General features: G+C 40.1%; 27 protein-coding genes and 1 tRNA gene. 13 read left to right on the top strand and 15 right to left on the bottom strand.

What is annotated here, in order from left to right; translation table 11 throughout:
- Positions 1 to 8: 8 nt before the first annotated feature.
- Both NMG88_RS08255 and NMG88_RS08250 read right to left on the bottom strand, forming a co-directional pair.
- Positions 9 to 986 (bottom strand): Rpn family recombination-promoting nuclease/putative transposase, encoded by a 978-nt coding sequence (locus NMG88_RS08255; RefSeq protein WP_254033316.1) that lies wholly within the window; start codon positions 984 to 986, stop codon positions 9 to 11.
- A 53-nt stretch (positions 987 to 1,039) separates the two neighbouring features.
- Positions 1,040 to 2,005, bottom strand: coding sequence for an Rpn family recombination-promoting nuclease/putative transposase (locus tag NMG88_RS08250; RefSeq protein ID WP_254030434.1), 966 nt, complete (start codon positions 2,003 to 2,005; stop codon positions 1,040 to 1,042).
- Positions 2,006 to 2,751: 746 nt separating this feature from the next.
- Here NMG88_RS08250 and NMG88_RS08245 point away from each other — a divergent pair.
- Positions 2,752 to 4,950 carry a DUF4347 domain-containing protein gene (locus tag NMG88_RS08245; RefSeq protein WP_254035309.1) on the top strand — a complete coding sequence of 733 codons (2,199 nt, stop codon included), beginning with the start codon at positions 2,752 to 2,754 and terminating at the stop codon, positions 4,948 to 4,950.
- A 151-nt stretch (positions 4,951 to 5,101) separates the two neighbouring features.
- Here NMG88_RS08245 and NMG88_RS08240 read toward each other — a convergent pair whose 3' ends face one another.
- Positions 5,102 to 6,022, bottom strand: a complete 921-nt coding sequence (locus NMG88_RS08240) for a transposase family protein (protein WP_042154442.1) — start codon at positions 6,020 to 6,022, stop codon at positions 5,102 to 5,104.
- 69 nt (positions 6,023 to 6,091) lie between these two features.
- Here NMG88_RS08240 and NMG88_RS08235 point away from each other — a divergent pair, with 69 nt between their 5' ends.
- From NMG88_RS08235 to NMG88_RS08215, 5 genes are all read left to right on the top strand, one after another.
- Complete coding sequence (locus tag NMG88_RS08235; RefSeq protein ID WP_227365893.1) at positions 6,092 to 6,430, top strand: zinc ribbon domain-containing protein; 339 nt, start codon at positions 6,092 to 6,094, stop codon at positions 6,428 to 6,430.
- A gap of 72 nt (positions 6,431 to 6,502) precedes the next feature.
- Positions 6,503 to 7,024, top strand: coding sequence for a LabA-like NYN domain-containing protein (locus tag NMG88_RS08230; protein ID WP_026788799.1), 522 nt, complete (start codon positions 6,503 to 6,505; stop codon positions 7,022 to 7,024).
- A 152-nt stretch (positions 7,025 to 7,176) separates the two neighbouring features.
- Positions 7,177 to 8,796 (top strand): 2-isopropylmalate synthase, encoded by a 1,620-nt coding sequence (locus tag NMG88_RS08225; protein WP_026797078.1) that lies wholly within the window; start codon positions 7,177 to 7,179, stop codon positions 8,794 to 8,796.
- Positions 8,797 to 8,857: 61 nt separating this feature from the next.
- Complete coding sequence (locus NMG88_RS08220; protein WP_026797079.1) at positions 8,858 to 9,055, top strand: hypothetical protein; 198 nt, start codon at positions 8,858 to 8,860, stop codon at positions 9,053 to 9,055.
- A gap of 292 nt (positions 9,056 to 9,347) precedes the next feature.
- Positions 9,348 to 9,788: a hypothetical protein gene (locus NMG88_RS08215; protein ID WP_026794578.1), complete on the top strand. Its 441-nt coding sequence runs from the start codon at positions 9,348 to 9,350 to the stop codon at positions 9,786 to 9,788.
- On the opposite strand, the gene NMG88_RS08210 is transcribed toward NMG88_RS08215, so the two are convergent.
- Complete coding sequence (locus NMG88_RS08210) at positions 9,785 to 10,831, bottom strand: glycosyltransferase family 2 protein (RefSeq protein ID WP_026797081.1); 1,047 nt, start codon at positions 10,829 to 10,831, stop codon at positions 9,785 to 9,787. The genes NMG88_RS08215 and NMG88_RS08210 overlap by 4 nt on opposite strands.
- A 329-nt stretch (positions 10,832 to 11,160) precedes the next feature.
- Here NMG88_RS08210 and NMG88_RS08205 point away from each other — a divergent pair, with 329 nt between their 5' ends.
- Complete coding sequence (locus NMG88_RS08205) at positions 11,161 to 12,555, top strand: NACHT domain-containing protein (protein WP_141292620.1); 1,395 nt, start codon at positions 11,161 to 11,163, stop codon at positions 12,553 to 12,555.
- Here the strand turns inward: NMG88_RS08205 and NMG88_RS08200 are convergent.
- From NMG88_RS08200 to lpxC, 4 genes are read right to left on the bottom strand one after another with little or no spacing between them, the layout of a single operon-like run.
- Positions 12,552 to 12,989, bottom strand: a complete 438-nt coding sequence (locus NMG88_RS08200; RefSeq protein ID WP_227350408.1) for a DUF29 domain-containing protein — start codon at positions 12,987 to 12,989, stop codon at positions 12,552 to 12,554. The two genes, NMG88_RS08205 and NMG88_RS08200, sit on opposite strands and share 4 nt — an antisense overlap.
- 18 nt (positions 12,990 to 13,007) lie before the next feature.
- Positions 13,008 to 13,823 carry an acyl-ACP--UDP-N-acetylglucosamine O-acyltransferase gene (lpxA, locus tag NMG88_RS08195; protein ID WP_235765659.1) on the bottom strand — a complete coding sequence of 272 codons (816 nt, stop codon included), beginning with the start codon at positions 13,821 to 13,823 and terminating at the stop codon, positions 13,008 to 13,010.
- A 40-nt stretch (positions 13,824 to 13,863) separates the two neighbouring features.
- Positions 13,864 to 14,325 carry a 3-hydroxyacyl-ACP dehydratase FabZ gene (gene fabZ, locus NMG88_RS08190; protein ID WP_042153372.1) on the bottom strand — a complete coding sequence of 154 codons (462 nt, stop codon included), beginning with the start codon at positions 14,323 to 14,325 and terminating at the stop codon, positions 13,864 to 13,866.
- A 53-nt stretch (positions 14,326 to 14,378) separates the two neighbouring features.
- Positions 14,379 to 15,215 (bottom strand): UDP-3-O-acyl-N-acetylglucosamine deacetylase, encoded by an 837-nt coding sequence (gene lpxC / locus NMG88_RS08185; RefSeq protein ID WP_227350406.1) that lies wholly within the window; start codon positions 15,213 to 15,215, stop codon positions 14,379 to 14,381.
- Between the two features lie 101 nt (positions 15,216 to 15,316).
- Between lpxC and NMG88_RS08180 the strand changes: the two genes are divergently transcribed.
- Genes NMG88_RS08180 through NMG88_RS08170 form a run of 3 tightly spaced genes read left to right on the top strand, consistent with a single transcriptional unit; the run spans position 15,317 to position 18,085 of the window.
- Complete coding sequence (locus tag NMG88_RS08180) at positions 15,317 to 16,624, top strand: AAA family ATPase (protein ID WP_227365896.1); 1,308 nt, start codon at positions 15,317 to 15,319, stop codon at positions 16,622 to 16,624.
- Positions 16,618 to 17,259: a hypothetical protein gene (locus tag NMG88_RS08175; protein WP_227365898.1), complete on the top strand. Its 642-nt coding sequence runs from the start codon at positions 16,618 to 16,620 to the stop codon at positions 17,257 to 17,259. The genes NMG88_RS08180 and NMG88_RS08175 overlap by 7 nt, the downstream gene beginning before the upstream one ends.
- The gene (locus NMG88_RS08170; RefSeq protein ID WP_227350404.1) at positions 17,228 to 18,085 is read left to right on the top strand and encodes a 2OG-Fe(II) oxygenase; all 858 of its coding nucleotides are present in this window, start codon (positions 17,228 to 17,230) and stop codon (positions 18,083 to 18,085) included. The genes NMG88_RS08175 and NMG88_RS08170 overlap by 32 nt, the downstream gene beginning before the upstream one ends.
- A gap of 392 nt (positions 18,086 to 18,477) precedes the next feature.
- On the opposite strand, the gene NMG88_RS08165 is transcribed toward NMG88_RS08170, so the two are convergent.
- From NMG88_RS08165 to nadA, 5 genes are all read right to left on the bottom strand, one after another.
- Entirely contained in the window at positions 18,478 to 19,095 is a 618-nt protein-coding gene (locus tag NMG88_RS08165; protein ID WP_042153369.1) for a CP12 domain-containing protein, read from the bottom strand.
- Between the two features lie 124 nt (positions 19,096 to 19,219).
- Positions 19,220 to 19,432 (bottom strand): pentapeptide repeat-containing protein, encoded by a 213-nt coding sequence (locus NMG88_RS08160; protein WP_026797085.1) that lies wholly within the window; start codon positions 19,430 to 19,432, stop codon positions 19,220 to 19,222.
- Positions 19,433 to 19,444: 12 nt separating this feature from the next.
- The gene (locus NMG88_RS08155) at positions 19,445 to 20,272 is read right to left on the bottom strand and encodes a pentapeptide repeat-containing protein (RefSeq protein ID WP_027248979.1); all 828 of its coding nucleotides are present in this window, start codon (positions 20,270 to 20,272) and stop codon (positions 19,445 to 19,447) included.
- 129 nt (positions 20,273 to 20,401) lie between these two features.
- Positions 20,402 to 21,034: a TIGR04282 family arsenosugar biosynthesis glycosyltransferase gene (locus NMG88_RS08150; RefSeq protein WP_026788815.1), complete on the bottom strand. Its 633-nt coding sequence runs from the start codon at positions 21,032 to 21,034 to the stop codon at positions 20,402 to 20,404.
- Between the two features lie 189 nt (positions 21,035 to 21,223).
- Positions 21,224 to 22,219, bottom strand: a complete 996-nt coding sequence (gene nadA, locus NMG88_RS08145) for a quinolinate synthase NadA (RefSeq protein WP_027248981.1) — start codon at positions 22,217 to 22,219, stop codon at positions 21,224 to 21,226.
- Between the two features lie 120 nt (positions 22,220 to 22,339).
- Between nadA and NMG88_RS08140 the strand changes: the two genes are divergently transcribed.
- The 3 genes from NMG88_RS08140 to NMG88_RS08130 all read left to right on the top strand — a co-directional run bounded on the left by NMG88_RS08140 (position 22,340) and on the right by NMG88_RS08130 (position 24,520).
- Positions 22,340 to 23,263, top strand: coding sequence for a TIGR04168 family protein (locus NMG88_RS08140; RefSeq protein ID WP_375295667.1), 924 nt, complete (start codon positions 22,340 to 22,342; stop codon positions 23,261 to 23,263).
- A 25-nt stretch (positions 23,264 to 23,288) separates the two neighbouring features.
- Positions 23,289 to 23,373 (top strand) — tRNA-Ser (locus NMG88_RS08135).
- A gap of 46 nt (positions 23,374 to 23,419) precedes the next feature.
- Positions 23,420 to 24,520, top strand: a complete 1,101-nt coding sequence (locus NMG88_RS08130; RefSeq protein ID WP_036833732.1) for a DNA-methyltransferase — start codon at positions 23,420 to 23,422, stop codon at positions 24,518 to 24,520.
- An 876-nt stretch (positions 24,521 to 25,396) separates the two neighbouring features.
- On the opposite strand, the gene NMG88_RS08125 is transcribed toward NMG88_RS08130, so the two are convergent.
- Entirely contained in the window at positions 25,397 to 26,023 is a 627-nt protein-coding gene (locus tag NMG88_RS08125; RefSeq protein WP_042153361.1) for a ribonuclease D, read from the bottom strand.
- Between the two features lie 115 nt (positions 26,024 to 26,138).
- The gene (locus NMG88_RS08120) at positions 26,139 to 26,654 is read right to left on the bottom strand and encodes a CAP domain-containing protein (protein ID WP_042153359.1); all 516 of its coding nucleotides are present in this window, start codon (positions 26,652 to 26,654) and stop codon (positions 26,139 to 26,141) included.
- Positions 26,655 to 26,704 lie beyond the last annotated feature (50 nt).

Genomic DNA, 26,704 nt, shown 5'->3' with positions numbered 1-26,704 from the left:
ATTCTATTTCAACTAGGACAATTAGTTTCTAACCAACTGGATAAATCACCTACACTAGAAAAGTCGAAAATAGCTTCAGCCAAAGCCGATAACTGCTCTGATGATAGCTGTGATAAACTATCTTCTATTGATTGATTTAGTTCACCTAATTGCCGTTTTAATTGGCGTTTAATCAGATTTATTTGACCAATTTCAATACCTTCAGCACGCCCTTCAGCACGCCCTTCAGCACGCCCTTCAGCACGCCCTTGAGTCAACCCTTCAGTTCGCCCTTGAGCCTTACCCAACTCAATAGCACCTATTCTTTCCCGTTCAAACTGTTCTCGTTTCTCCAAATCATCTACTTCCTCTAAACTTAAGTTTACCCGATCAGCGATCGCAAAAGCCTTCTCAATTTCCGGTACAATTAACATAGATTCTGGCACTACTTCTAAATCCGGTGCTTTGCGTAAAAAATAAAGCCATTTATCCGTAATAGTTGTTAATTCTTCCAGAGTTTTATTAAATTTTGGTAACTCCACAAATACTAATTTTAACGGACTATGTTGATAATTTACTTGTAACTCATCTTCCTTGAGCGTAAATTGTGAAATGACTTTATTATGTTCATTAAACATAATAAAATCCGTCACCGCTACACCAATTGCTGCTCTTAATTCTGGATAAACTTCCCCTAATTTTAGTTGATTAACATACATTTTTGCCGTATTATAAAGAATCCTTTTGCCAAAAGCTGGGACATTAAACGCCTGCATTTCAATTAATACATTTTCGCCGTTATTCAGTTGAGCCTTAACATCAAAATAAGTGGTTTTTAAACCAGAAATTCTGCCGGGGGCGTAGGGATCAATAATTTCTAAAGAAGTGATAAAAGTCTCACCTTGATAGACAATTGCATTCAGAAAACTAATTAAAATATCTTGACTTTGATCCGAACCAAAGATTTTTTTAAAGGCGTAGTCTGTTTTGGGATTAATGAATTTCATAGTGTTAGTGGAAAATAATATAGGTAGGGACTTAGATAATACCTCAGTCCTGTTCAACTAGGGCAATTAGTTTCTAACCAACTGGATAAATCACCTACACTAGAAAAATCAAAAATAGCTTCAGCCAAAGCCGATAACTGCTCTGATGATAGCTGTGATAAACTATCTTCTATTGATTGATTTAGTTCACCTAATTGCCGTTTTAATTGGCGTTTAATCAGATTTATTTTACCCCTTTGTTCACCCCTTTGTTCACCTCTTTGTTCACCAATTTGTTCACCAATTTGTATCCCTTCAGCCAACCCTTGAGCCTTACCCAACTCAATAGCACCTATTCTTTCCCGTTCAAACTGTTCTCGTTTCTCCAAATCATCTACTTCCTCTAAACTTAAGTTTACCCGATCAGCGATCGCAAAAGCCTTCTCAATTTCCGGTACAATTAACATAGATTCTGGCACTACTTCTAAATCCGGTGCTTTGCGTAAAAAATAAAGCCATTTATCCGTAATAGTTGTTAATTCTTCCAGAGTTTTATTAAATTTTGGTAACTCCACAAATACTAATTTTAACGGACTATGTTGATAATTTACTTGTAACTCATCTTCCTTGAGCGTAAATTGTGAAATGACTTTATTATGTTCATTAAACATAATAAAATCCGTCACCGCTACACCAATTGCTGCTCTTAATTCTGGATAAACTTCCCCTAATTTTAGTTGATTAACATACATTTTTGCCGTATTATAAAGAATCCTTTTGCCAAAAGCTGGGACATTAAACGCCTGCATTTCAATTAATACATTTTCGCCGTTATTCAGTTGAGCCTTAACATCAAAATAAGTGGTTTTTAAACCAGAAATTCTGCCGGGGGCGTAGGGATCAATAATTTCTAAAGAAGTGATGAAAGTCTCACCTTGATAGACAATTGCATTCAGAAAACTAATTAAAATATCTTGACTTTGATCCGAACCAAAGATTTTTTTAAAGGCGTAGTCTGTTTTGGGATTAATAAATTTCATAGTATCACCTGGAAATAATATAGTAAAGATTAACGCAGATGGTTATTTATATTTACTTTTTTTGACTATAACACAAACACATAAAATCAATAATATCATAAACCCGCCCCCGCGCCACGTTATCACTGCGACTTTTTTGATAATTTCTGTAAAATATCTCAAATAAATATAAAGATTTGTCATTGAGCGGCTAAACCATTGACAACCGAAAAGCACCTTGTTAGGTTATTTATATTGAAAGTGTCGCGTGTCATCTGTATAAAGGTATAAATACAGCCTTTTAAATTAATTCAGGTGACCTAACCAGACTGACTCAACAACAAACCATTCTACCTGTAAGCATTGCAACACCGAAGCCAGTGAAAGCCCACTTTATATCAGGACTACCACGATCAGGTTCTACTTTACTGGCAGCAATCAGGTTTCACGCAGCTATGACTAGCCCAGTGGGGGGTTTAGTGGAGCGAATGTTGGAAGCCATGAGTGAAAATAATGAGTTTTCCGTATTTATTTCCCCGGAACAAAAACGGGTGCTGATTTGCTAAAGATTACCTGGAAAAATTACTAATATTTAGGTATTGACATCTACCTTTCGATAGATTTACAATATTATGGTTAGGGTTCTCACGGAGTTCGTGCCTTGAACAATAGGTACATAGTTGCACTTGGGCGATTCTTAAGAGCGCTGAAGCGCAACTACATACCTAAGAATTAAATTACTTTACAAAAAAATCACGTAATCTGCCGTGAACAAGCAAATCATTTTCGTAGACTCCTCAGTACAAGATTATCAAAGCTTAATTAATAACGCCGATACCGCTCAAATTGTAATTTTAGATAACATATCTAGCGGGATTGAACAAATTACTAATGCCTTAGCTAATCAAAAAAATATTGAATCTGTACAGATACTTTCTCACGGTAGCGAAGGCAGTTTAAAACTCGGTACTGATGTACTGAATGGGAATGATATAGAAAATTTTAATACTCAGCTAAAACAGTGGGGAAATGCCCTCACAGAAAATGGCGATATCCTATTGTATGGATGCGACGTAGCCGCCGGAGAAACTGGCAAGAATTTTGTTGAACGATTAAGTGAAATTACCGGGGCAGATGTCGCTGCCTCTAACGACTTAACCGGAAATCAAGCATTAGGTGGCGACTGGGATTTAGAAATAGTAACGGGCAAAATAGAAGCCACCGTACCCTTTAATCAGGAGGCGATGGCAGATTATGAATATACACTGGCTAACTTTAATGTCACGGTAGCAGATGATGATGGCACTGGCACTCTAGCAGGTACATTAAGCAAAGCCATTTTAGACGCGAATAAGGCCGCAGGCGATGACACTATTACCCTACAAACAAACGTTACTGTTAAAGGGGTAATGAAGACCCTAGTTAACAGCAATATTGATTTTATTGGCAATAACCATACTGTCAGTGGCGATAATGCTTTTCGTCCCTTCTTCGTCAAGTCGGGAACCGTGAATTTCTCCAACATGACAGTCACCAACAGCCGAGCCCAAGGAGGAGCTGCTTACGACGGCGGTCGTGGCGCTGGCATGGGTGGCGGTTTATTCATCTACAATGGCACTGTGGGGGTGAATAACGTCACCTTTAGTAACAATACCGCGATCGGCGGTACTGGGGCTGACCGCGGCTATGGTGGCGGCTATGGTGGCGGCGGGATGTTCGGTAGTAGCCCATCTGGTGGCAGTGGCGGCGGTCTGTTTGCCAATGGCAGTGGAACTGGCGGCTATGGCGGCAACGGCAACTACGGTGGTGGCATTGGCCTTTTCGGTGGAGGTGGCACCATCAGAAACGATCCGCAGACCGTCGGAGGCGCAGGGGGGTTCGGCGGCGGCGGCGGTGCTGGTCGCGGCCAACGTGGTGGCAACGGCGGCTTCGGCGGCGGTGGGGGCTGGGGCCCCGGCGGGGGTGGCAACGGCGGCTACGGTGGCGGTGGTGGTGGTGTCATAAACACCACTGGTACCGGCGGCAGGTTTGGTGGCAACGGCATTGGTGCTAACGGCCGATCCGGCGGCGGTGGCGCTGGCCTTGGGGGTGCCATCTTTATTCGCCAAGGATCTTTGACTCTAAACAACGCAACCTTTAGTAACAACACTGCCACAGGCGGTAATGGCGCCCGAACCAGTCCCAGTAGTAGTGAAACCAACCCCGGCCAAGGCAAAGGTGGGGCAATATTTGCCATGACATCCCTCACCAACACCAATGGCAACGACCAAGGAATGCCCACCGCACTCCCTACTGTCACCTCATTAGGGGCCACCTTTACCGGCAATAACGCTGGCAACCAAGCTAACACTCCAGCTGCTAACACTCCCGCCAACGGTCAAGGATCTAACCAAGACAATAAGGATGTTTATGGCACGATTCTTCTTAATACCGCCCCCGTTCTTGCCGATACCGTTGTCACCCTCACTCCCATCCTAGAAGATGCAGATGTTCCCACTGGCGCAGTCGGCAACCTCATCTCATCCATTGCAGCTATCGGTACAAACATCACCGACTCCGACACTGGCGCAGTCGCAGGGGTAGCCATCACTGGGGCCGACACCACTAACGGCAGTTGGTTTTACACCATAGATGGCGGTACTACTTGGACTGCTTTGGGCGCAGTATCCGATACCAATGCTCGCCTACTGGCAGCTAATGCCAATACCCGCATTTATTTCCAACCAACTCCCAACTACAACGGCACTGTCACCAACGGCATTACCTTCCGCGCTTGGGATCAAATGGCGGGTGCTAATGGCAGCACTGCTGACACTAGCACCAACGGCGGTAGCACAGTCTTCAGCGCCCTCACCGACACCGCAGCCATCACTGTTACCGCAGTTAATGACAAACCCAGTTTTAGTAACGCTGGCAACCAAATCCTAACAGCTTGGACAAGTACGGCTCAAAGCGTTAGTAATTAGACATCTCCGAAAATTCCCAAATGCTCTCTATCGCTACTTTTTGAACCTCTAGCACTCCTGTGCCTGGTTCTCCCAAAGTAACGGATTCATAGGCTTTTTCAGTTACATTAATAATAATTAATGAATTTTATCTCTGATATTCAATCATTTTTTAAAAGCATTCTGGGCAATTCTTAGATAATAATACAATCGCTCCTATTCGCCATCTTATTAGTCCACATACTGTCAAGATTACTGCTTCATAATTTTGGCTCTTTAACCGAAATCTTTCTGAAGCAACTCGATAAATTTTTATCAGTCTTATTAAATGTTCGACTACAATCCTTTGTTTGGCTTTTAACCGATTTTCTTCTCGATGTTCAAGCGATATTTCTTGATTCCTCGGTTTCTTATATGGTGTATTAATTGCTGTTTCCCCTACATAAGCTTTATCCCCTCTGTATTTTTGATTATTCCCCAATTCCTCCCTTCTTTCTCTCCACAATTTTAGATCGCTTGTTGCTCCGGTATAACCCACAGCTATATCCACTATTTCTTTCCCGTTTGGCATGACAATGACTTGATTTTTAAAGGTATGTGTTTTTTTCTTTCCTGAGTAATATTTTTTTTGCTCTTCATTGTCTGTTGGTCTTTGCATGGGCTGTTCATAGCTATCTACTACTAACTCAAATTCCAGCAGAATTTTTTCTACCCACTCCCAATCACTCTCGTTTTTTTTTATTTGCTCAACTAAACTGGCTGGCAGTAATTCTCTCAAGATTTTTATCTTGTTATGGAAAATATCATTCGCTGTTGATTCACTCACTTCAAACTGTAACCCTAACATTTGAAATGTCGGCATCTGATGCAGATAAATTAGAGTTAGTAAGATTTGTTCCTCCACAGACAATTTCTGGTGACGACCCCCGCCTGCTTTAATCAACCTGATCTTAGCTTTTTCCTGTTCCTGCCGTCTTTCTTGCTCTAATAACTCCGCGGCTTGAATAAGTTTTATTAGCTGTTCGTATTCCATCCCTAATAGCCTTTTTGCTTGCTGGGGATTCTTGTCCAGATAGTCTCTTAATTTACTCATCTCTCATTGGGGTAAAATCCAATTTTACCATCTTGCTATCCCTCCCCGTTTCTATTTTGGAGATGTCTAATGGTTCAAATGCCTTTGGGTAAATTAAAATCCCGTGTAAAACAACTCTGTGATTTACACGGGATTAGGTTTATTGAAACCGAGGAAGCCTATACTTCAAAAGCTAGTTTCTTAGATGGGGACTCCCTACCCAAATACGGTGAAAAACCGATAGGGTGGAAAGCATCTGGAAACAGAATTAAGCGTGGTCTTTATCGGACATCTGATGGTTTTGTTGTTAATGCTGACTTAAATGGTGCAGCTAATATTTTAAAAAAAGTATCGGGAAGATTAGGTTTGTCGCTTAATCAACTCAGTAGACGATATGCGGCAGTCGTAGCGAAAATTAGATTAAACTAATTCTGTCCGCAGAATCTCAGTGTCTTCAGACCTGAGAGTGTCAATTCTACAAATATTAGGTCTTAATTTTCTATGCCTAACGTAAAAAACCGTCTTTCTATTTTTGTGGACGGTAACAATATGTTCTATGCTCAACAAAAAAATGGTTGGTTTTTTGATCCCCGTAGGGTTTTGACCTATTTCAAAACAGAACAAGTGGATATCACCCTAGTCAATGCCTTCTGGTATACAGGACTCAAAGACCCCCAAGATCAACGAGGATTCCGAGATGCTCTGATCAGTTTAGGTTATACAGTTCGCACTAAAATTCTCAAGGAATATTACGATGATAGTTCCGGTCGGTATTCCCAAAAAGCTAATTTAGATATTGAAATTGTTGTAGATATGTTTAATACCGTAGAACAATATGATCGGGTCGTCCTCTTTAGTGGAGATGGGGACTTTGAACGAGCGATTGAACTGTTACGATCTAAAAATACTCATATTACCGTTGTTTCTACAGAAGGAATGATCGCTAGAGAACTGCGGAATGCCACCGATCGTTATATCGATCTCAACGATATTCGAGAACAGATTGAAAAAACAGACTATTAACGATTAGGGAACGCCGGAACACCGGAACACCGAAACACCGAAACACCGGAACAGCCAAAAGTCAACAGTCAACAGTCAACAGTCAACAGTCAACAGTCAACAGTCAACAGTCAACAGTCAACAGTTAACGCTTACAAGGAGATTTTCCCGCGATGAAATTTCAACCTAACCCCGACCGAATTATTATTTTTGATACTACTTTGCGCGATGGCGAACAATGTCCGGGGGCTACCCTGAATGTAGATGAGAAGTTGGTAATTGCTCGACAATTAGCCCGTTTAGGGGTGGATGTAATTGAGGCAGGATTTGCGATCGCCAGTCATGGGGATTTTGATGCGGTTTCTCGAATTGCAGAAGCAGTAGGTACGGAAGATGGCCCGGTGATTTGTAGTTTAGCCCGATCTGTGAAAGGGGATATTGAAGCAGCGGCTAAGGCGGTTTCTCCGGCTTTCCATCGCCGAATTCATACTTTTATTGCTACCAGCGATATCCATTTGCAATATAAATTGAAAAAAACCCGGTCTGAGGTCTTGGATATTACCTCAGAAATGGTCGCCTATGCCAAATCCTTTGTCGATGATATTGAGTTTTCCCCTGAAGATGCGGGACGGTCTGACCCAGAATTTTTGTATCAAGTTTTGGAGCGAGCGATCGCAGCCGGGGCGACAACGGTTAATATACCTGATACCGTCGGTTATACCACCCCGGCGGAATTTGGGGCGATCATTAGAGGGATTAAGGAAAATGTCCCCAATATCGACCAAGCGATTATTTCCGTCCATGGCCATAATGATTTGGGTTTGGCCGTTGCTAACTTCTTAGAAGCGGTAAAAAATGGGGCGCGACAGTTGGAATGCACGATTAATGGCATCGGAGAACGGGCTGGAAATGCTGCTTTAGAAGAACTGGTGATGGCTTTGCACGTCCGTCGGCAGTATTTTAATCCTTTTTTGGGTCGAGAGCCAGAATCAGAAGCCTCCTTGACCAATATTGATACCCGCCAAATCTATAAAACCTCTCGCTTGGTGTCTAACTTGACCGGGATGTTAGTCCAACCGAATAAGGCGATTGTTGGGGCGAATGCCTTTGCCCATGAGTCGGGAATTCATCAAGATGGGATATTAAAGCATAAACGCACCTATGAAATTATGGATGCTCAATCTATTGGGTTGAATGATAACCTGATTGTCTTGGGCAAACATTCCGGGCGTCATGCGTTTCAATCTCGGATGCGGGAGTTGGGATTTGAGTTAACCGACCCGGAGGTGAATAAGGCGTTTGTCCGGTTTAAGGAATTGGCCGATAAGAAAAAAGAAATCACCGATTGGGATTTGGAAGCCATTGTTAAGGATGAAATTCAACAAACCCCGGAATTATTTCACTTGGAATTTGTCCAGGTGTCCTGTGGAAATCAAGCCCGTCCCACGGCTACGGTGACAGTCCGCACCCCCGATGGTCAGGAATTAACCGATGCCGCGATTGGGACTGGCCCAGTGGATGCGGTCTATCAGGCGATTAACCGGGTCGCCAATGTGCCTAATGAGTTAATTGAGTTTTCTGTACAGTCGGTGACGGCGGGAATTGATGCGATTGGAGAAGTTACTATTCGGTTACGTTATCAAGACCGGGTATTTTCCGGTCATGCGGTTAATACCGATATTATTGTAGCCTCGGCTCAGGCCTATTTGAACGCTCTGAATCGTTTGTATGCTTCTATGCAGACCGAAAGTATACCCCAGTCTCAAGAGGTTGTCCAAAGTTCGGTGAGTTAATTAGAAGGTAGTTGGCGGTTAATGTTTAACCGTCAACTTTCAACCCATAATACTAAATTCCATGAATCCAGAACCTTCGGAACAAGAGAAAAAAATTAAACAGGAAATGTTGTTGCAATATGAAGCAGCAACGATGAAAACCAAAAAAGTCTTTATTGTGGTGATGGCAATTTTGACTTTATTTTTGGCTGGGTTAGGATTATTGACTTTTAAAAAGGCTAAAACGATCAATACCCCGGTAGAAAGAATACAAAATTAATTGCTAGGTCTGCTGGTTATGTAGGGAAGTTCTGAGATTAACCCAGGGTTTACTTATGAATCTGATTAAAAATTTAAACCAATGGGAAATTAGTTAATGTTAAACTGGAGGGTAGAATAAATGATAGGTAAATCATAAAAAGCCGTCATAAGTGGGTAATGGGTAATAGGTAATGGGTAATAGGTAATTGGTAATAAAAAGAGTTTACCCCCCCTGCTCCCCTGCTTCCCCTGCTTCCCCTGCTTCCCCAAAAGACGGGGCTTTATAATGAATTTTTTGGTAAGGACGAACCATGTTACCCCAACCGATATCTGATGATCGTGCGCTAAGTCAGTCTTTGCATCAGGCGTTAATTAAACGTTTCTCTGACGCTCTCACTCCCTTAAACCAGTCTCAACTTTCTGAATGTAGCTTTGGTTTTGCTCCTAGTCCCACCGGAGTCAAAACCTTTTTTATTGTTACCCCTTCTTTGTTAGCGGCGGAAACATTACTCGTGGATCTCGATCAAATTCTTGAACGAGTGCAAACCTTAATGATTGGAGTTGGACAGGTGGCTGTTTGTATTCAACCTCAAAACAATCCGGCAGAAACCCCTTCCTCCTCATTGGTTTGTCACCCGTCCGGCCCCCACAAACCCCCTGTGCACGGAGAGCTTGGGGAGGGGTTTCACCCTGAATATATGATGTGTAAAGTTTTTCCTGTCAACAGTACCATCCCCTGTTTAGAAGATTAATGGGCTTTTGAGTTATTGCTCTTACCATTAGATTCGATCACTTCACGAACTCGATAGATCGGTCGATCTTGGGATTCGTGATAGGTTCGCATTGAGAGTTCGGCTAATAGACCAAAACAAAAGAGTTGAATTCCGGTAAGGGTCATGAGTACCGCCAGGGTAAGTAAGGGACGAGCGGCAATCTCTTGGCCTAAGACCAGGCGAATAAAACTCAAATAAGCACCAACAACAATTCCAACCCCAAAAGCTGATATTCCCAACAGACCAAAAACGTGCATGGGTCGAGTTAGGAATTTTTTGATAAAAGAAATCGTTAACAGATCCATCACCACCCTAAAGGTGCGATCTAAACCATACTTACTCTGACCAAAACGACGAGCATGATGGTTAACTGGAATTTCAGTAATTTTTGCCCCTTCAATAAATGCTAAAGCGGGTAAAAATCGGTGTAATTCTCCATAGAGGTTCATATCGGCGATTAACTCAGTCCGGTAGGCTTTGAGGGAACAGCCATAGTCATGTAACTGCACTCCGGTCATTTTGCTAATCAGCCAGTTGGCAATGCGGGAGGGAAGCAAACGGCTCAATTTGTCATCCTGTCGATTTTTCCGCCAACCACTGACGACATCATACCCCTTACCTAATTCCCTCAGCAGGAGTGCAATATCCTGGGGATCGTTTTGTAAATCACCATCCAGGGTAATGATCACCTGACCCTGGGAATACTTAAACCCCGCCGCCATGGCTGCGGTCTGACCATAATTACGCCGGAGAACAATGGCTTTAAGATTAGGATTAATTTCGGCTTGTTGTTTCAGGAGTTCCGTAGACCCATCGCTTGACCCATCATCAACACAAATCAATTCATAGGTTAAACCCAAATCGGCCATATTTGTATCAATCGCTGCAATCAGTCGGGGTAAACTTTCTACTTCATTGTAAATAGGTACAACGATTGAAATAGCTAAGGTGTGGGAATCAAAAATCAAATCTCCATATTCAGGTTCTGGAGTTTTTAAAATTGGTGCTTGTGAAATATCCATTTTTATCTTTTTAAATCAATTATCAAATCCCAGTCCTGAATGCTTACACAGCTTTAGACTGTTTTATTGTAGAGGTTTGAAGACAAAATTCCTATGTTTTTTTCGGAGAAGATTTAGGATTGCTATATAGCGCTACGCATTAAAGTTAGGACACTTCTAAATTCTGAAACTCATTCACTGCTTACTGTTCCGGTGTTCTCGTTCGACCGTTCGACTGGCTCACGGCTCACGACGCGGCCTGTTCCCTGTTCCCTAGTGCGTAGCGCTATACTGGTGATATTTTCGCGGAAACAGGTAGGTTTCGGTTTTTCACTTATTCTAAATTTTCAATGTCAAAATTGACTTCTTCCCAGGTTCAATTACACAATCGTCAAAAGTTGCTGCTTCAAGTCCAAAATGAAGTGAGACAGTATCGCTTACAATCTTTACATCGAGGGGTATTAACTTATTTAGCTCAAGAAACGCCACCCTTGAAAATGCGACGAATCTGGGATGTGGAGTTAAAAGTTAGTCATCATCCGAGTGTTCGTTTAACGAATGATACGGGAATTATTCAAGTTTTTGATCGTTTAAATGGCAGATTATTAATTTTAGGATCGACTGGTTCGGGAAAAACTACAACCTTAATCGGATTAGCTAAAGTATTAGTTAGTCGCGCTCAAACTGATGTTGAAGAACCTATCCCTGTTTTACTGGATTTATCAACTTGGAAGAATCCCGATCAATTGATTATAGATTGGATTGTTGAACAACTGCATATTAAGTATGGAATTTCTATTGCTGTGGTTCAAAATTGGATTCAACAGCTTCAGATTTTACCATTAATTGATGGATTAGATAAACTTTCTTTGAATCAACAAGTTAAATATATTCAACAAATTAATCAAATGTTGAATGGGGATGTTTCACCTTTACATTTGGTGATCTGTGCTAATGTTATAAGTTATCAAAAACTATCGGAACGCTTGGATTTGAATGGAGCTATTTTTTTACGTCCCTTAACTATTCAACAAATTCAAGATTATTTGATTAATTCTCGTAGTCGAGAACTTTGGCAGAATATTGAAAGGGATAAACCTTTATTAAATTTAGCAAAAACACCGCTATATCTAACGATGATGACCTTAGCTTATGAAGAAATTTTAATCATGTCTTGGAAACATCTTAATTCCTTTGAAGATCAACGTGATTATTTATTTAATGCTTATATTCGTCGTCAACTGAATCAGGATATTCATAAATCGGAATATCCCCAGGGAAAAGCACCAAAATCTGAAAGTTTTAGACGATGGTTAGGATGGTTAGCAACTCGACTAACAACCGATGAATTAACAGAGTTTTCAGTGAAAAAAATACCGATTCATTGGTTAGATGAGAATGAACAAAAACCACGTTATAAGTTAATATTAAAGTTAATTCTAGGTTTGATTTGGGGAATTATTCTAATATTAATATTAGCAGGAGTTATTCTCAGAACAACTCCACTTTTAATCCTGGGGATGGGATTGGGATTATTATGGGCAATTTTATTAGAAAAATCGGGTTTAAAGCAAAAAATAGAACAGTTTGTAATTCGATGGATTTTGTGGAAAGATGGGAATATTCCTTGGAATTATCAACGATTTTTGAATGATGCTACGGATAGGTTATTATTACAAAGAAATGGCGATCGCTATCGTTTTATTAATCGTTTATTACGGGATCATTTTTATAATAAAATCTAAACTGGAAACCAATTAATATCTAGTAATTGCTCCAGGGTGTAAGGACATTCTGGGGGAAAGTTGACGGAATTTTGAGTTTTAATCTTGACAAATCCTAACGCATCCTGATAAATAGAATCAAATTCTGAATCTAAATAATTACGGAGATTTGTTGTAATTTTTCGTCTCAACTGAACTCTAAAACTATAGATTTTTTCTTCCCAATGAACTCTATTATAGTCAGCTTCCCCTGTCCAATATTGCAGTAATAATAAATGACGGATAATCTGTTCCAAAAGACTCACTACCGCGTTTTTCTTTTCCTTACCCAAATCCTCTAATTCCTCAATTAAGTTCTCTATATCTAGCTGTTCAAATTGGTGATTTTTAATTAATTTAACCGTTTCTTGTAACCATTCAGCATCATCAGTTTCATAGAGTGTTTTTAAATCCATGATTATCTAAAATCCCGCTTAATCTTCCGTTGTTTTGCGTTTCGCCCCGGGAGTCATTCCCCGACGTCCGGGATCGGTTTGAGAACGTTTAATAAACTGGCGTAAATGTTGAATAGCAGCATGATCCGATAATAAATCTAACTGTTCTAATCCTTGGGTAAAAGAATATTCAGAACGATATAATAAGCGAAAGGCTTTCTTTAATAAAGAAAAATCCTCCGAACTAAATCCCGCCCGTTTTAACCCGACTAAATTCAGAGATCGCACCCTAGAAGGATTCCCCTCAACTAACACAAATGGAGGCACATCTCGATCAATTCGGGTCATACCGCCAATCATCGCTAATTTCCCAATATGGACAAATTGATGCACCCCTAAAACCCCACTTAATCGGGCTTTTGATTCAATATAAACATGACCCGCTAGGGCGACAGAATTGGCAATTACCACCTGATCCTCAATCACACAATTATGGGCCACATGAACATAGGCCATTAATAGATTTTGATTCCCAATAATCGTAGCGTCCCCGGCATTTGTAGCGCGATTAATTGTGACATATTCCCGAATCAGATTATCATTACCAATTTTAACTAAACTCAAAGAACCATCATATTTGAGATCTTGAGGTTCCGAACCAATTACCGCCCCCGGAAAAAATTGATTGCGATCGCCAATTTCCGTGCGGCCATGAATCACAACATGGGAACCAATGACCGTATCTGCACCGACCTTAACATATTCCCCAATTACAGCATAAGCGCCAACTTGAACCGTCGGATGGAGTTCTGCACCAGGATGAATCACAGCAGTGGGGTGAATTAAGGTCGTCATAGAAATTAAAATAGGTTAAAACCTAACAAGGTATAAGAATTCAGTCTACAAGAGAGAACATTAGTTCTCCTTCACAGGCCAGTTTACCATCGACTTCGGCGCGAGCTTGCATTTTACCAAAACGGCGTTGTTTCACGACCAATAATTCCGTAGTCATGATCAATTGATCCCCCGGAACTACGGGACGACGGAATCGGACTTTATCAATTCCCGCAAATAAAAACAAACTGCCTTTTAAATCAGGAAGTTGAGTTAAAACCACTCCGCCCACCTGGGCCATGGCTTCCACAATCAAAACTCCGGGCATAATTGGACGTCCGGGGAAGTGGCCTTGAAAATGTGGTTCATTAATGGTGACATTTTTGAGGCCCACGGCCTTTTTACCTGGGACATATTCAATAATTCGATCCACCAACGCAAAGGGATAGCGATGGGGTAACAGATTTTGAATCTCCTCAATCATCAATACTGTTTCAGCGTTCAACACAGGGGCGTCGTCCATATCCGATGAATTTAAGTTAACGTTAGTGGTAGAAAGAAGCCCTAAAGGGCTTACTACTTTGATATTTCCTGAACCAGTTGAACATGGAGATGGTGTCCGGCTTTGTATGCTAAGTAATGAGCTTGAGGCAGAAAACCCAATAAACTCAAATCCCCTACTAAGTCTAAAATTTTATGACGCACGGGTTCATTTGCATATCTCAAAGGTGGATTTAACCATCCTGATTTTCCGCACACAATCGCATTATCCAGACTACCTCCTTGAATCAGTCCCGCTCTTGCTAACTGTTCCACCTGTGCTTCTAGGGTGAAGGTTCTGGCCGGAGCAATTTCCCGCGCAAAGATTTCAGGATCAGCCGTGTAACTATACCATTGATTGCCAATGGCTGGGACAGAAAAATCAATCCCGTAGGTAAATCGGGTTTCGGATGCGGGAAAGGCGACGACAAAACCATCGCCCTGCTGGACGGATAGGGGTTTGGTAATTTGAACAGTAGGGACGTCCTGGGAGGGAATATCGAGGGGTTGACGTCCAACGGTTGCGATCGCCTCTACCCAATTTTGAGCCGAACCATCTAATAAGGGGACTTCTGGGCCATCAATTTCAATTCTAGCGTGATCAATTCCCATTCCCGTTAGGGCGGCTAACAAATGTTCAACGGTTCTAACTTTAGCGTTTATAGTGCCTAATTCTGTGGATAAAGTTGTGGATAATACCGATTCTAATATAGCCGGAATTTTAGGATTTTCCGGTAAATCAACCCGCACAAAATAGCGTCCTTCCCCAATATTTGCAGGTAAAACTCTAACCGTTGTGTTCACACCCGTATGTAATCCCACACCGGAGCAACTAAACTCTTCTTTTAGGGTATATTCGCTGTTGATGCTCAATGTTCAACTCTCCTAATTTTTATGGATTTGTATGTTTAAGTATTGCATATTTTTTTATTTTGTGATAAGATTAAGAAACATAGTGATTATTGTCAAGATTTATGAATCAACCCTCATTGCATTTTTTGGCAACCAAAAACTACAAAAATTTATGTTCTGAGCAACCATTTTATCTGAGTAATCTGAATATATTTATCGGGTCAAATGGTTCGGGAAAAAGTAATTTTATTAGTTGTCTTAAATTCTTAAAAAATTGCTTAATTAATATTCCCGAAGAAAATCGAGGAGTGAGTGGTTTTGAAGATGCCATTTCCAAAATTGGTGGCACTAGAATTTTAGATAGTAGTGTGAGTAGTCCAGCAAAAGTTAATCTTTATTATTGTTTTTCCCAAATTTCCCAGACGAATAATCCTGAAAGAGACAGTGTAGTTTTTGACTTACAACTCTATACTGATAGGGGAGAAACTAGGGCGACAGTTTCAGAAGAATATTTATATGGGGGGGAAGATTTACATGATCCAGCCGACTCCGATCCTTTTTATTATTATAAATTACATAATAGAGGATTAGGTAAAGGAGTTGTATCTGTTTACGATCAACCCGGTCAATACTACCCAACTCATTTTGAAAGTTTAGACAATATTCCTACAAATTCTTTGGGCCTATCATCAATTACTAAAATTTTAGAAAATAGTCAATATCCTCCTGAAAATACACCGATTTATAGAATCAGGAGAGAATTAATTGACTTGGTTTCAAAGTGGCATTTTTATAATGCTAATAACATGGATTTAAACCAAATTAGAACCGCCGAGCCAAAGCTAGGACAAAGTGATATTTACTTATCTCAATCAGGCGATAACTTAGCTTTAGTTTTGGATAACTTATATAATCAAAATATTGATTTTGAGGAAAGTCTTAATTTAGCAATGAAATCCATTCTACCCAAAACTCGTCGAATTAGACCAATCCGTTCTGGTCGTTTATCTTTAACTGTAGAATGGCATTTTAAAGACACGAATGAACCCTTTTATCTCAATGAAATGTCCGATGGTACAGTGAGGATGTTGTGTTGGGCAACAATATTACATTCTCCAGTCCTACCTTCTTTGTTAGTAATTGATGAACCAGAATTAGGATTGCACGTTGCCTGGATGCCAATTTTAGCCGAGTGGATTAAACAAGCCGCTCAAAAAACTCAGGTGATTATTACTACCCATAGTCCTGATCTTTTGGATCATTTTACCGATCGTTTGGAGAATATTTCTTATTTTCATTCCACTGATCAAAACCATTTTTCAATTAAACCCCTTTCTCGGGAAATATTGGAACCAAAATTAACAGAAGGTTGGGAATTAGGCGATTTATATCGTGTTGGTGATCCGAGTTTGGGAGGTTGGCCGTGGTAGTATGGGTTTTTGCTGGAGGGGGTGAAGCGGAAGTTCGAGGATTAATCCCTTTTTTAACACAAAATTTTCCGGGGTGTCAATTCCAAAGAAAAACGCCAGTTCGTCGAAAACCCGGCCCTAAACCTAATCCGTTAATGAGTTATGGAAGAACAGGTAAGAGTTTGATTGAGCAAATTCAAGAGCAATTACCGATTGCTTTAAAAGCAGAAAGAAATCAATGTGACCTGATTTTTGTTTTTGATGATTTAGATTGTCGTAATCCAGAAACACAAAGACAAAACATATCGGAATCCCTATCAACAATACCAGATTGTGATCAGATTCCAATATTGATTGGGTTTGCCGCGCCTGAACTGGAATCTTGGATTATTGCAGATTGGGATAATTCAATCGCTAAACATCCTGATTTTAGAGGAAGACAGGAACGGATGCGTTGGTGGTTGAAGACAAAAGCAAATATTTCTTTTGATCATCCAGAATCATTTAGTGAGTATGACTCTCAAAGAGATTGCTGTCAAGATAAACTATCTGAAGCACTAATCCAATCGAGTATTCAAGATGAAACAGATAATCAAGAAATTGATTTTATAAAAACTTTGATGTATGCAAAAAAAATTATCTCCCATGTTCTCTAATTCCGATAATCCTCAAAGATATAATGCAGAATTTGATCGAATTTTTAATCAAGCCTTAGATATTGTGAAATCTAGTCTGAATCAACCAGAAATTCCCTATGAGCAAAGGCTAAATGTCGCATTAAAAGTATTAGAAATAGGAATATTATCACAACAGAAAGATTTTAATTCAAATTCATCAGATATTATCCCATCTTCTGATGATTCATCAAATATTCCAGAACCAGAAACAATTATTATAAATCCTGATTATCTACAAATTAATGATTTTTTCTCAAAAGAAGATCATCAAAAACTTTTAAATCTCACCCTCGCCAATCAAAATAATTTCTTTTCCTCGGAAGTAATTAATCAAGAATCAGAATATCGTCAATCCTATATTTTACTTCCTGAATACTTTGCCGAATTTCATGAATTAATTACCCATAAAATTCTCACCGCTAGACCGCAGGTGATGGAACAATTACAAATACAAATGTTTTTAGTTGCTTATTTAGAAATCCAAATTACGGCTCATTTACATGGGGGATATTATAAAATTCATCAAGATATGGATGGGGGAAAAGCAGCTAATCGTAAATTAACATATCTGTACTATTTTTATCAAGAACCTCAAGGTTTTTATGGTGGAGATTTGAGGTTGTATGAAACAAAAATTCAAGGAAAATCAGCCATAATTCAAGAACAATTTACTCAGATTAAACCGCTTAATAATAGTATTATATTTTTTGATAGTCGGTGTAAACATGAAGTTTTACCCGTGTATTGTCCCTCTGAAAAGTTTACTGATAGTCGATTTACTCTCAATGGTTGGATTCATGGTTAACTAAGATTTTTGGATTATATTTTCCAAGACATTAAAAATCAAATCGAACCTAAAATGATTCACCCAATATTCTAATTCTTCCGATAACGCGATTATAAATAGGTTCTAAGGCGCTTATGAGTAAACTCGGTTCTAAAAAGGAAATAAACAGATCACTCCAAGATGATTTTCCTGATTTAACTGCTTTCTGATAACTGGGATGTTGACGCAGATCATAATTTTTGACAATCAAATTTCCCGTGGTACGAGTGATCTTGCATAATTTTCCCTTATTAATATTGCTTATTCCCTGTTTTTAGACAAAGACACACCCCCTCTATACCATTCGGTTAGAGGGGGAAATTGTTACAATTAGTGAGAAAACTTCTCATCTAAATCACTCTGATTAATGATTAGGTATCATAGAACCGAGCTTCTGCCGCGTCGGGATTTTCTTCACAGTACAAATCAAAGGCACTTTTTTCTAAACGTTCGGCTTTTTGGTGAGCCGCTTCTGCTTCTAATTCCTCTACAATATCCCAAGCCGCGGCACATTCTTTTGAGGTTGCTCCTTTCTTAGCACAAATCGCCCGGGCTTCATCAATCGACTCTTGAATCCGTTCTTCTAATAGAATGCTTTTAGGATTTTCTACAAAGTCTCCCTTAGTCAGAATATCAGTTACAGAAATAATTCCTAGGAGTTGATCCTGAATCACAGGAGCGCGACGAATTTTAGTTTGAGCAAAAAGTCGAGCTACATATTCCACACCCAGGTCAGGATTGACGGAAATACAAGGTTTAGTCATAATTTCATAAACCCGGATTTTTTTAGGATCTTTGCCGTAGGCGGTGACTTTATAAACAATATCGGTCTCGGTGACGATTCCATAAGCATCCTGTGGATAACGGCGTTCAACAATCAAGGCGCGTAAACACAGAGTACTCATTTGTTCAAAGGCTTCGGCAACGGTGGCGGAACCCTTGATGGTGACCACCTCGGCGGTCATAATATCTCTAGCTTTCAGCATCATAGTGGCTAATTCACAAAAAACTCTATACTTCTATTTTACCTTGAATTGGCAATAAAAAAAAGGGTTGTTTTATTTATTCTAAAATGTTGAAATATGGAAATTTAAAACCTTAAAAAACTAGGATTTAAGGAGATTCAGAAAGTCTGACTGGGAACAGTTCATGAAGTATAGCCCTAGTTAAATCTGCCCGATCTAAGGAGGCTCCGATTAAATTAGCCCCAACCAAATTGACTTGACATAGATGGGCACCAATCAAGTTAATATGGTTAAAATCACGTTCTCCAGCTAAATAACGACGCAACAGTTCTTGAGAATCAATGGTTGATTGTATTTGCACAGAACCTATCCATTATTTATTCGGTAAAATTGCACCTCGGGTATCCGCATCTCTCAAATTTGCTTGATCTAATTTAGTATCAATCATAATCGCTTCAATCAGATTAACACCACTCAAATTAGACCAGGATAATTTAGTGCGGTAGAGTCTAGCTCGGCTCATATTAGCCCCGCGTAAAGTTGTCCAAGTTACATTTGCCCCTCGAAAGTTGGCTTCACTCAGGTTAGCTTCGCTTAAATCAGCCCCAATCATCGTGACTCGGGTTAAATCCGCTTCATGAAAATTAGCCCCAATCATCATTCCCCCACTCAGGGTCGCATTCGTTAAATTTGCCCCTTCTAGGATGCTTTCTCGCATAATCACGTTGGTTAGGTTAGCGCTTTCTAAAATCGCTCCGGTGAGATTAGCTTTCATCAAATTAGTTCGGACTAGGGTAGCGTGGGTTAAATTCGCGCCCACAAAATTAGCACTGGCAAAATTCGATTCCGTCAGGTTAGCTTCGGTGAGATTAGCTTGAGTGAAGCTAACATTTTTGGAAGAAGACCCGCGCAAACTCGACCCGCTTAAGTTGGCTCGATTGAACTTGGTATCGCCTAAATAGCTCCCAATTAAGTTAACATCGCTTAAATCCGCATCGGTGAAGTCAACACCCGTAAACTTAGTTTCTCGAAAATTTATCCCAATTAAGTTCGCCCCCACGAAGGAGGTATTTTCCAAGTTAGCCCGAGCAATCGTGGCTTCCCGGAGGTCAACACCCCTTAAATCCACTCCGACGAGGCTAACGGCTCGAAATAGGCGCTCTCCTTCTGCATAGCGTTTTAATAATTCATCAACCTCCATATCATTAGCCTCACGAATAGTCCCAGTATTAATTTAGAATGACACAGCCGCAGAATACTCCCTCCATCATCCCAGATTACTTAGGTTTTGGGGAGTCTGTCTTTAATCTCAATCTCTAGGAAATGGGCATCACAGGCCATAATACCCTAATTGTTCATTGCTAAATTCAGTAAAAACTAAATCTTCAGGACGATCAATATCTAATAATACAGGTAATTTACCGACGGATAAATTCAAGGTTTCACAAATATTGAGGGTGATATCACAAACCGTTGCTGTACCCCAAGGAATATCTTTAAATAATTCAGGAATATAACTCTTTAAACCAATTAAATAATATCCCCCATCTTTAGCAGGGCCGACCACAATATCATGATCTTGCAATAGCTTAAATCCTTGATATAAAATATCAACAGTTAATTCTGGGCAATCGGTGCCAATCATCATAATCTGGGTTTTTTCCTCATAAAATGCCATTTGAAATGCCTTTCCCATCCGATTTCCCAAATCCCCAAAACTTTGGGCATCATAAATTAAATCTGCCCCTAACCAATTTTGCATCACATCTAAATTGCCTCCAGTAAATCTAATTTCAATAGATAAAGGCTCTATTTTTTGTAATTTTCGGACTGTATTTAGGGTTTTTTCCGTCATTTGACGATGTAAATTTGCCGCTCCAATTTCTCCCACAACCGGAATTAATCTGGTTTTTGTTTTTCCTGGTTCGGGATAACGGGTGAAAATAATTAAATGTTTATCCATGATAAATTTATCCGTTTGATCTTAAGAAAGAGATTTTTGATCTAGGTTTTATATTGCAATCATAAGTGATTCCTGAAAAAAAATGTAGGAGTTCACTCTCTAAACTAGACCTCAATCGGGTTTAGAGAACAAACTCCTACCATAGAATATTACAATTTTGACAAAAATTATAATTTTGCTGATTCCTTCCTATCCTTTGGAAACATTAATATTTTGACTCATTTCTAACATTCTTTGAATCGGACGTAAAGCGGCAATTCGGATTTCTTCAGAAAGGGTAATTTCTGGAGAACAATTTTTCATCGCTAAATAAAGTTTTTCTAAGGTATTTAACCTCATGTGCGGGCATTCATTACAAGCACAATTACTCATGGGCGGGGCAGGAATAAAAGATTTTCCCTGGGTTTCTTTTTCCATTTGATGAATAATTCCGGGCTCGGTTGCCACAATAAAACTTAACTTAGGACTACTTTTGACATAGTTTAATAATGCCGTAGTGGAACCAATATAATCCGCCTGGTCTAAAACCGGAAGTTCACATTCAGGATGGGCAATAATTTCCGCTTCAGGATGTTCAATTTTTAGCTGCACTAACTTCTTCTGGGAAAAGTTTTCATGCACCATACAAGCCCCTTCCCATAATACCATTTCCCGTCCCGTTTCTGTCATCACATATCGGCCCAAATTGCGATCGGGCGCAAAAATAATCGGCTGATTTTCAGGAATTTGCCGAACAAGCTCCACCGCATTAGAACTGGTGCAAATAATATCACTCATCGCCTTAATTTCGGCGGTACAATTAATATAAGACACCACAATATGATCAGGATATTGGGCTTTAAATTGAGCAAAAGCATCGGGGGGACAACTTTCGGCCAAGGAACACCCCGCATCCAAATCCGGTAACAACACCAACTTATCAGGATTCAAAATTTTAGCCGTTTCTGCCATAAAGTGAACCCCAGCAAAAACAATCACATCAGCATCGGTCTGCGCCGCTTGTCGCGCCAGTCCCAGGGAATCCCCAATATAATCAGCAATATCTTGAATATCAGGATCTTGATAGTAATGCGCCAAAATAACCGCGTTCAATTTTTGTTTAAGCTCTTGAATCGCTGCAAACAAATCCTCGGGTAAATCGGCAACAGTCGAACGGTTTGTCGCGGGAAGGGTGGATGTAAACATAGAACCTTATCAGAACTCTCAATATTGTTCAGGGTAGTTTAATTATAGTTGAATTCACCAAAAAAGGGGATTCACGGTTGCCCCAAAATTGCTTATTCTAGGTGAGGAAGCTTTGAAACTATCATCCCTGTGAATACCAAACCCCTGAAAATTGCCGTTGTTGGAGACGTTCATGATCAATGGGAACAGGCGGACGCCCTGGCATTGAAGTCTTTAGAGGTTGATTTAGTCCTATTTGTGGGGGATTTTGGCAATGAGGCGGTGGATGTCGTCAAAACCATCGCCGCCGTGGATACCCCCAAAGCCGTCGCTTTTGGCAACCATGACGCCTGGTACACCGCCACCAACTGGGGACGTCAAAAATGCCCCTATAACCGGACAACCGAAGATCGTGTCCAAGAACAACTGGATTTAATCGGGGAAGATCATGTCGGCTATGGAAAACGGGACTTTCCCGATTTGCAATTAACCGTAGTCGGAGGGCGTCCCTTCAGTTGGGGGGGCCCAGAATGGAAATATAACGATTTCTACATGGAGCGATTTGGAGTGGATGGTTTTGCCGCATCCGCCCAACGCATGATTCAGGCGGTGGAAACGGCAACCTTTGACCGGATTCTGTTTTTGAGTCACAACGGCCCCACGGGGTTAGGAGAGGCAGCAGAGGCTCCCTGCGGGAAAGATTGGAACCCGATGGGGGGAGATTATGGTGATCCCGATTTTGCCCAAGCGATCGCCCACGCCCGCACCCTGGGTAAAACCATTCCCCTAGTCGCTTTCGGCCACATGCACCATCATCTGCGCCATACCAAAACCCGTCAGCGTCAACGGTTAGTTACGAGTACCGAGGGGACAGTTTATCTGAATTCCGCCTGTGTCAGTCGGATTCGAGAAACCCCCCAAGGGAAGCAACGGAATTTTTCGCTAGTCAGTTTAGACCAAAACCAAGTATCGGAAGTGTCCTTAGTCTGGGTGGGTAAGGACTTCCAGGTCGTTGAAACAGAATTATTATCTCGGCGCTTGGCACAATCCTCATCCATGCTATAATTATTTAGCTCAACGATGAGCAACTGGAGAGGTGGCAGAGTGGTCGAATGCGCCTGACTTGAAATCAGGTGAGCCGCAAGGTTCCGGGGGTTCGAATCCCCCCCTCTCCGTTATTTTAGGGATAATTAAATCATCTCAATTGAAAGGTGAATTATAATGGAACATCACCAGGATAAAAAACATATCCCACTAGATAAAATTTTTCCAGGGAATTGCATTGAACTGCTAAAAAACTTACCCGATGAATGTGTTGACTTAGTTGTATCCTCACCACCATACAATTTAGGTAAGGAATATGAAGCCAGAAAAGCTCTGGAAATTTACCTAGAAGAACAGACAATTGTACTGCAAGAATGTAGTCGTGTTCTGAAAAAATCTGGTTCACTTTTCTGGCAAATCGGTGCTTTTTCCGACCGAGGAATGTTAATACCCCTAGACGTTCGTTTTTTTCCCATTTTAGAATCTTGCGGCTTAATTCCTCGGAATAGAATTATCTGGGCGAGACAGCATGGACTTCACGCTCAAAAAAAATTTTCTTGTCGCCATGAAACGATCCTTTGGTTTACAAAATCCGACAGTTATACATTTAATTTAGATGCCATCAGAGTCCCGCAAAAGTATCAAAACAAAAAGCATTTCCGAGGCGATCGCAAGGGTCAACTTTCCTGCAACCCAGACGGAAAAAACCCCGGCGATATTTGGATGTTTCGGAATGTCAAACATAATCACGAAGAACAAACAATACATCCTTGTCAATTTCCAGAAGACTTGATTGCTAGAATTGTATTAGTGACAACTTTAAAAGGTGAGATTGTACTTGATCCCTATATGGGATCGGGTACGGTGGCAGTTGTAGCAACAGATCACGAACGTCATTTTTTAGGGGCAGAAACCGATGATAAATATTATCAAATTGCCCAACGGCGGTTAAGTGGAAAACCAGATGATCGCGGTTATTTTCCCAATTTAAAAACTCTACGAAATTATGTAGAAAAAACCGGGGAGTCAATTGATAAATTTCGTTTTGATGTGCAAGTAGGTGAAAGGGCAACCGAACGCAGTCAGGCGAAAATATACCCGGAAGAATATCATTTACAAGAGTTGGAAGATCGTTTACTTTATGAAGAATCGGCTTTTGCTGCTGATATTCGTGGCAAAGATAGACCTGTAGATCGTAAACTAAATGGAAAAGGTAACAAGACAAATAATTCACCTCAACAAATAGCAGAGTATATCCAACCGGAATTATGGAGCTAATCTGTTATATTTTAGAGAATCCAAAGCCCACATTGACTGTTAGGAAATCGCCCAGCAATTATTTGACATTGCCGTTCTTCCTGCGTTAATATTGTCCTTGATGTTTTATCTTTGTAAATAGTCCATTTAGCAGGTACGGTTTCATTTTTCAACTCAAATAAGCCAACAACTTATAGGATAATTTAAAGGATATCAGAATTTATTTAATAATTCTTCAATTTGATTAAATAATATTCCATCATGAAATGTTTGCTACATATTCCTCCTGTAGAGACGTTGCATACAAAGTCTCTACAGGAGGGGTGGAGGGATAATCTGTAGCATCTATAATTGGATTTCATATTTAGGTTGGGGAAATTTTTTTTTGAGAATATCCTGATCAGAACCAATCGCCCAGGAATAAGTAAGAGTAGATGCACCCTGATGGTTTTCCTTCAACTTAGGTTGGGAGAATTTTTTTTGAGAATATCCCGATCAGAAATAATCCTAAAAGAATAAACAAAAATAGATGCACTCTGATGGTTTTCCTTCAACTTAGGTTGGGGGAATTTTTTTTAAGAATATCCCGATCAGAAATAATCTTAAAAGAATAAACAAAAATAGATGCACTCTGATGGTTTTCCTTCAACTTAGGTTGGGGGAATTTTTTTTTGAGAATATCCCGATCAGAAATAATCCTAAAAGAATAAACAAAAGTAGATGCACCCTGATGGTTTCCTTCAACTTAGGTTGGGGGAATTTTTTTTAAGAATATCCCGATCGGAAATAATTCTAAACGAATAAGCAAGAGTAGATGCACCCTGATGGTTTTCCTTCAACTTAGGTTGGGGGAATTTTTTTTTTCAGAATATCCCGATTAGAATTAGGCGTTAAAATTTAATGATGTTCAAAAATACCATTAAATTGTAATAAATCCAAGGTCACAAGTACAGGTAAACAGGAAAAACATTGTTGTGCGAGTTCTAAACGATCTTCTCGCTCTAGCATAGAAACCAGCTTTTTCTGCACATTTAATAAATAGCGCACATCATTGGCGGCATAATTTAATTGATTGTCCGATAAATTACTCGCATTTCCCCAGTCCGAACTTTGGGAGGTTTTATCTAGTTCGACTTTCTCCAATTCCTGAACTAACTCTTTCAGTCCATGTTTTCCGGTATAAGTTCTAACTAATTTACTAGCAATTTTAGTACAAAAAATCGGATTAACTTCAATCCCTAAATAATAACGAATTGTAGCAATATCAAATCGAGCAAAATGGAATACCTTCAGAATATTAGGAGCTTCTAGGAGTTGTTTTAAATTAGGAGCTTCTTTTTGACCCTTGGCAATTCTAATGGCGGTCACTTGACCTTTAGGATCACAAATTTGAATTAAGCAAAGGCGATCGCGCCAAGGTAATAACCCCATTGTTTCCGTATCTACCGCTAAAGCATCTGCGGTCAGATATTCAGATAATAATGCTTCGGAAATATCCCCATCACAAACTTGAAAGTTAGACATATTATTTTAAAACAGTTTCAATTAATTTTACCCTATTGAGGATTAGGCAGATTAACACAGATTAAAATCCGTGAAATCCGTGAAATCCTCTTAAATCCGTGATCCCCATTCCTAACTATCTTTTCCCAACAAAAATCTGAGTAAAATAATACTCTCCCTTAGCATTTTTAACAATACCCACTCCAGTTAAGTCAAAATTTCCCACCATATTTCGTTGATGACCCGGACTTTCTATCCATCCTTCAACTGCTTCTTTTCCTGGGTTAGAATAACCAGAATTAAAAGCCACATTCTCGGCAATTTCTCGCCATGGAGCAAACTTACTAATGTTTTGAAACCGAGCTTCCGCACCCCCATGACCAAAAGCAACCTTCCCATTAGCCATTGCATAGCTATGAATTCGGGACTGTTCACTAATATTAGGGTCAAGTTTTAACGGAGGTAAATTCTTGGATTTTCGATATTCATTGACTTGCTGATAAACCGATAATTCTAATTGTTCAATATTAGAAGAATTTGAAGCTAAAATAGGTTTTACCTCCGGTAAAGATGGGGAAATTAAGTTAGTTTTCGATAAAAATGTACACCCTCCCAATAATAAGACTATTCCCATTACAGGTAACTTAAACATAGTTTATTCTGGCTATATTGTTGACGCGGTAATGTTGCGAGAGGTCTGGG

This window comes from Planktothrix agardhii, assembly GCF_904830935.1.
GTDB lineage: Bacteria > Cyanobacteriota > Cyanobacteriia > Cyanobacteriales > Microcoleaceae > Planktothrix > Planktothrix agardhii.
Note: the sequence above shows the minus strand (reverse complement) of the source record. Positions and strands in the feature narration are given on the sequence as shown.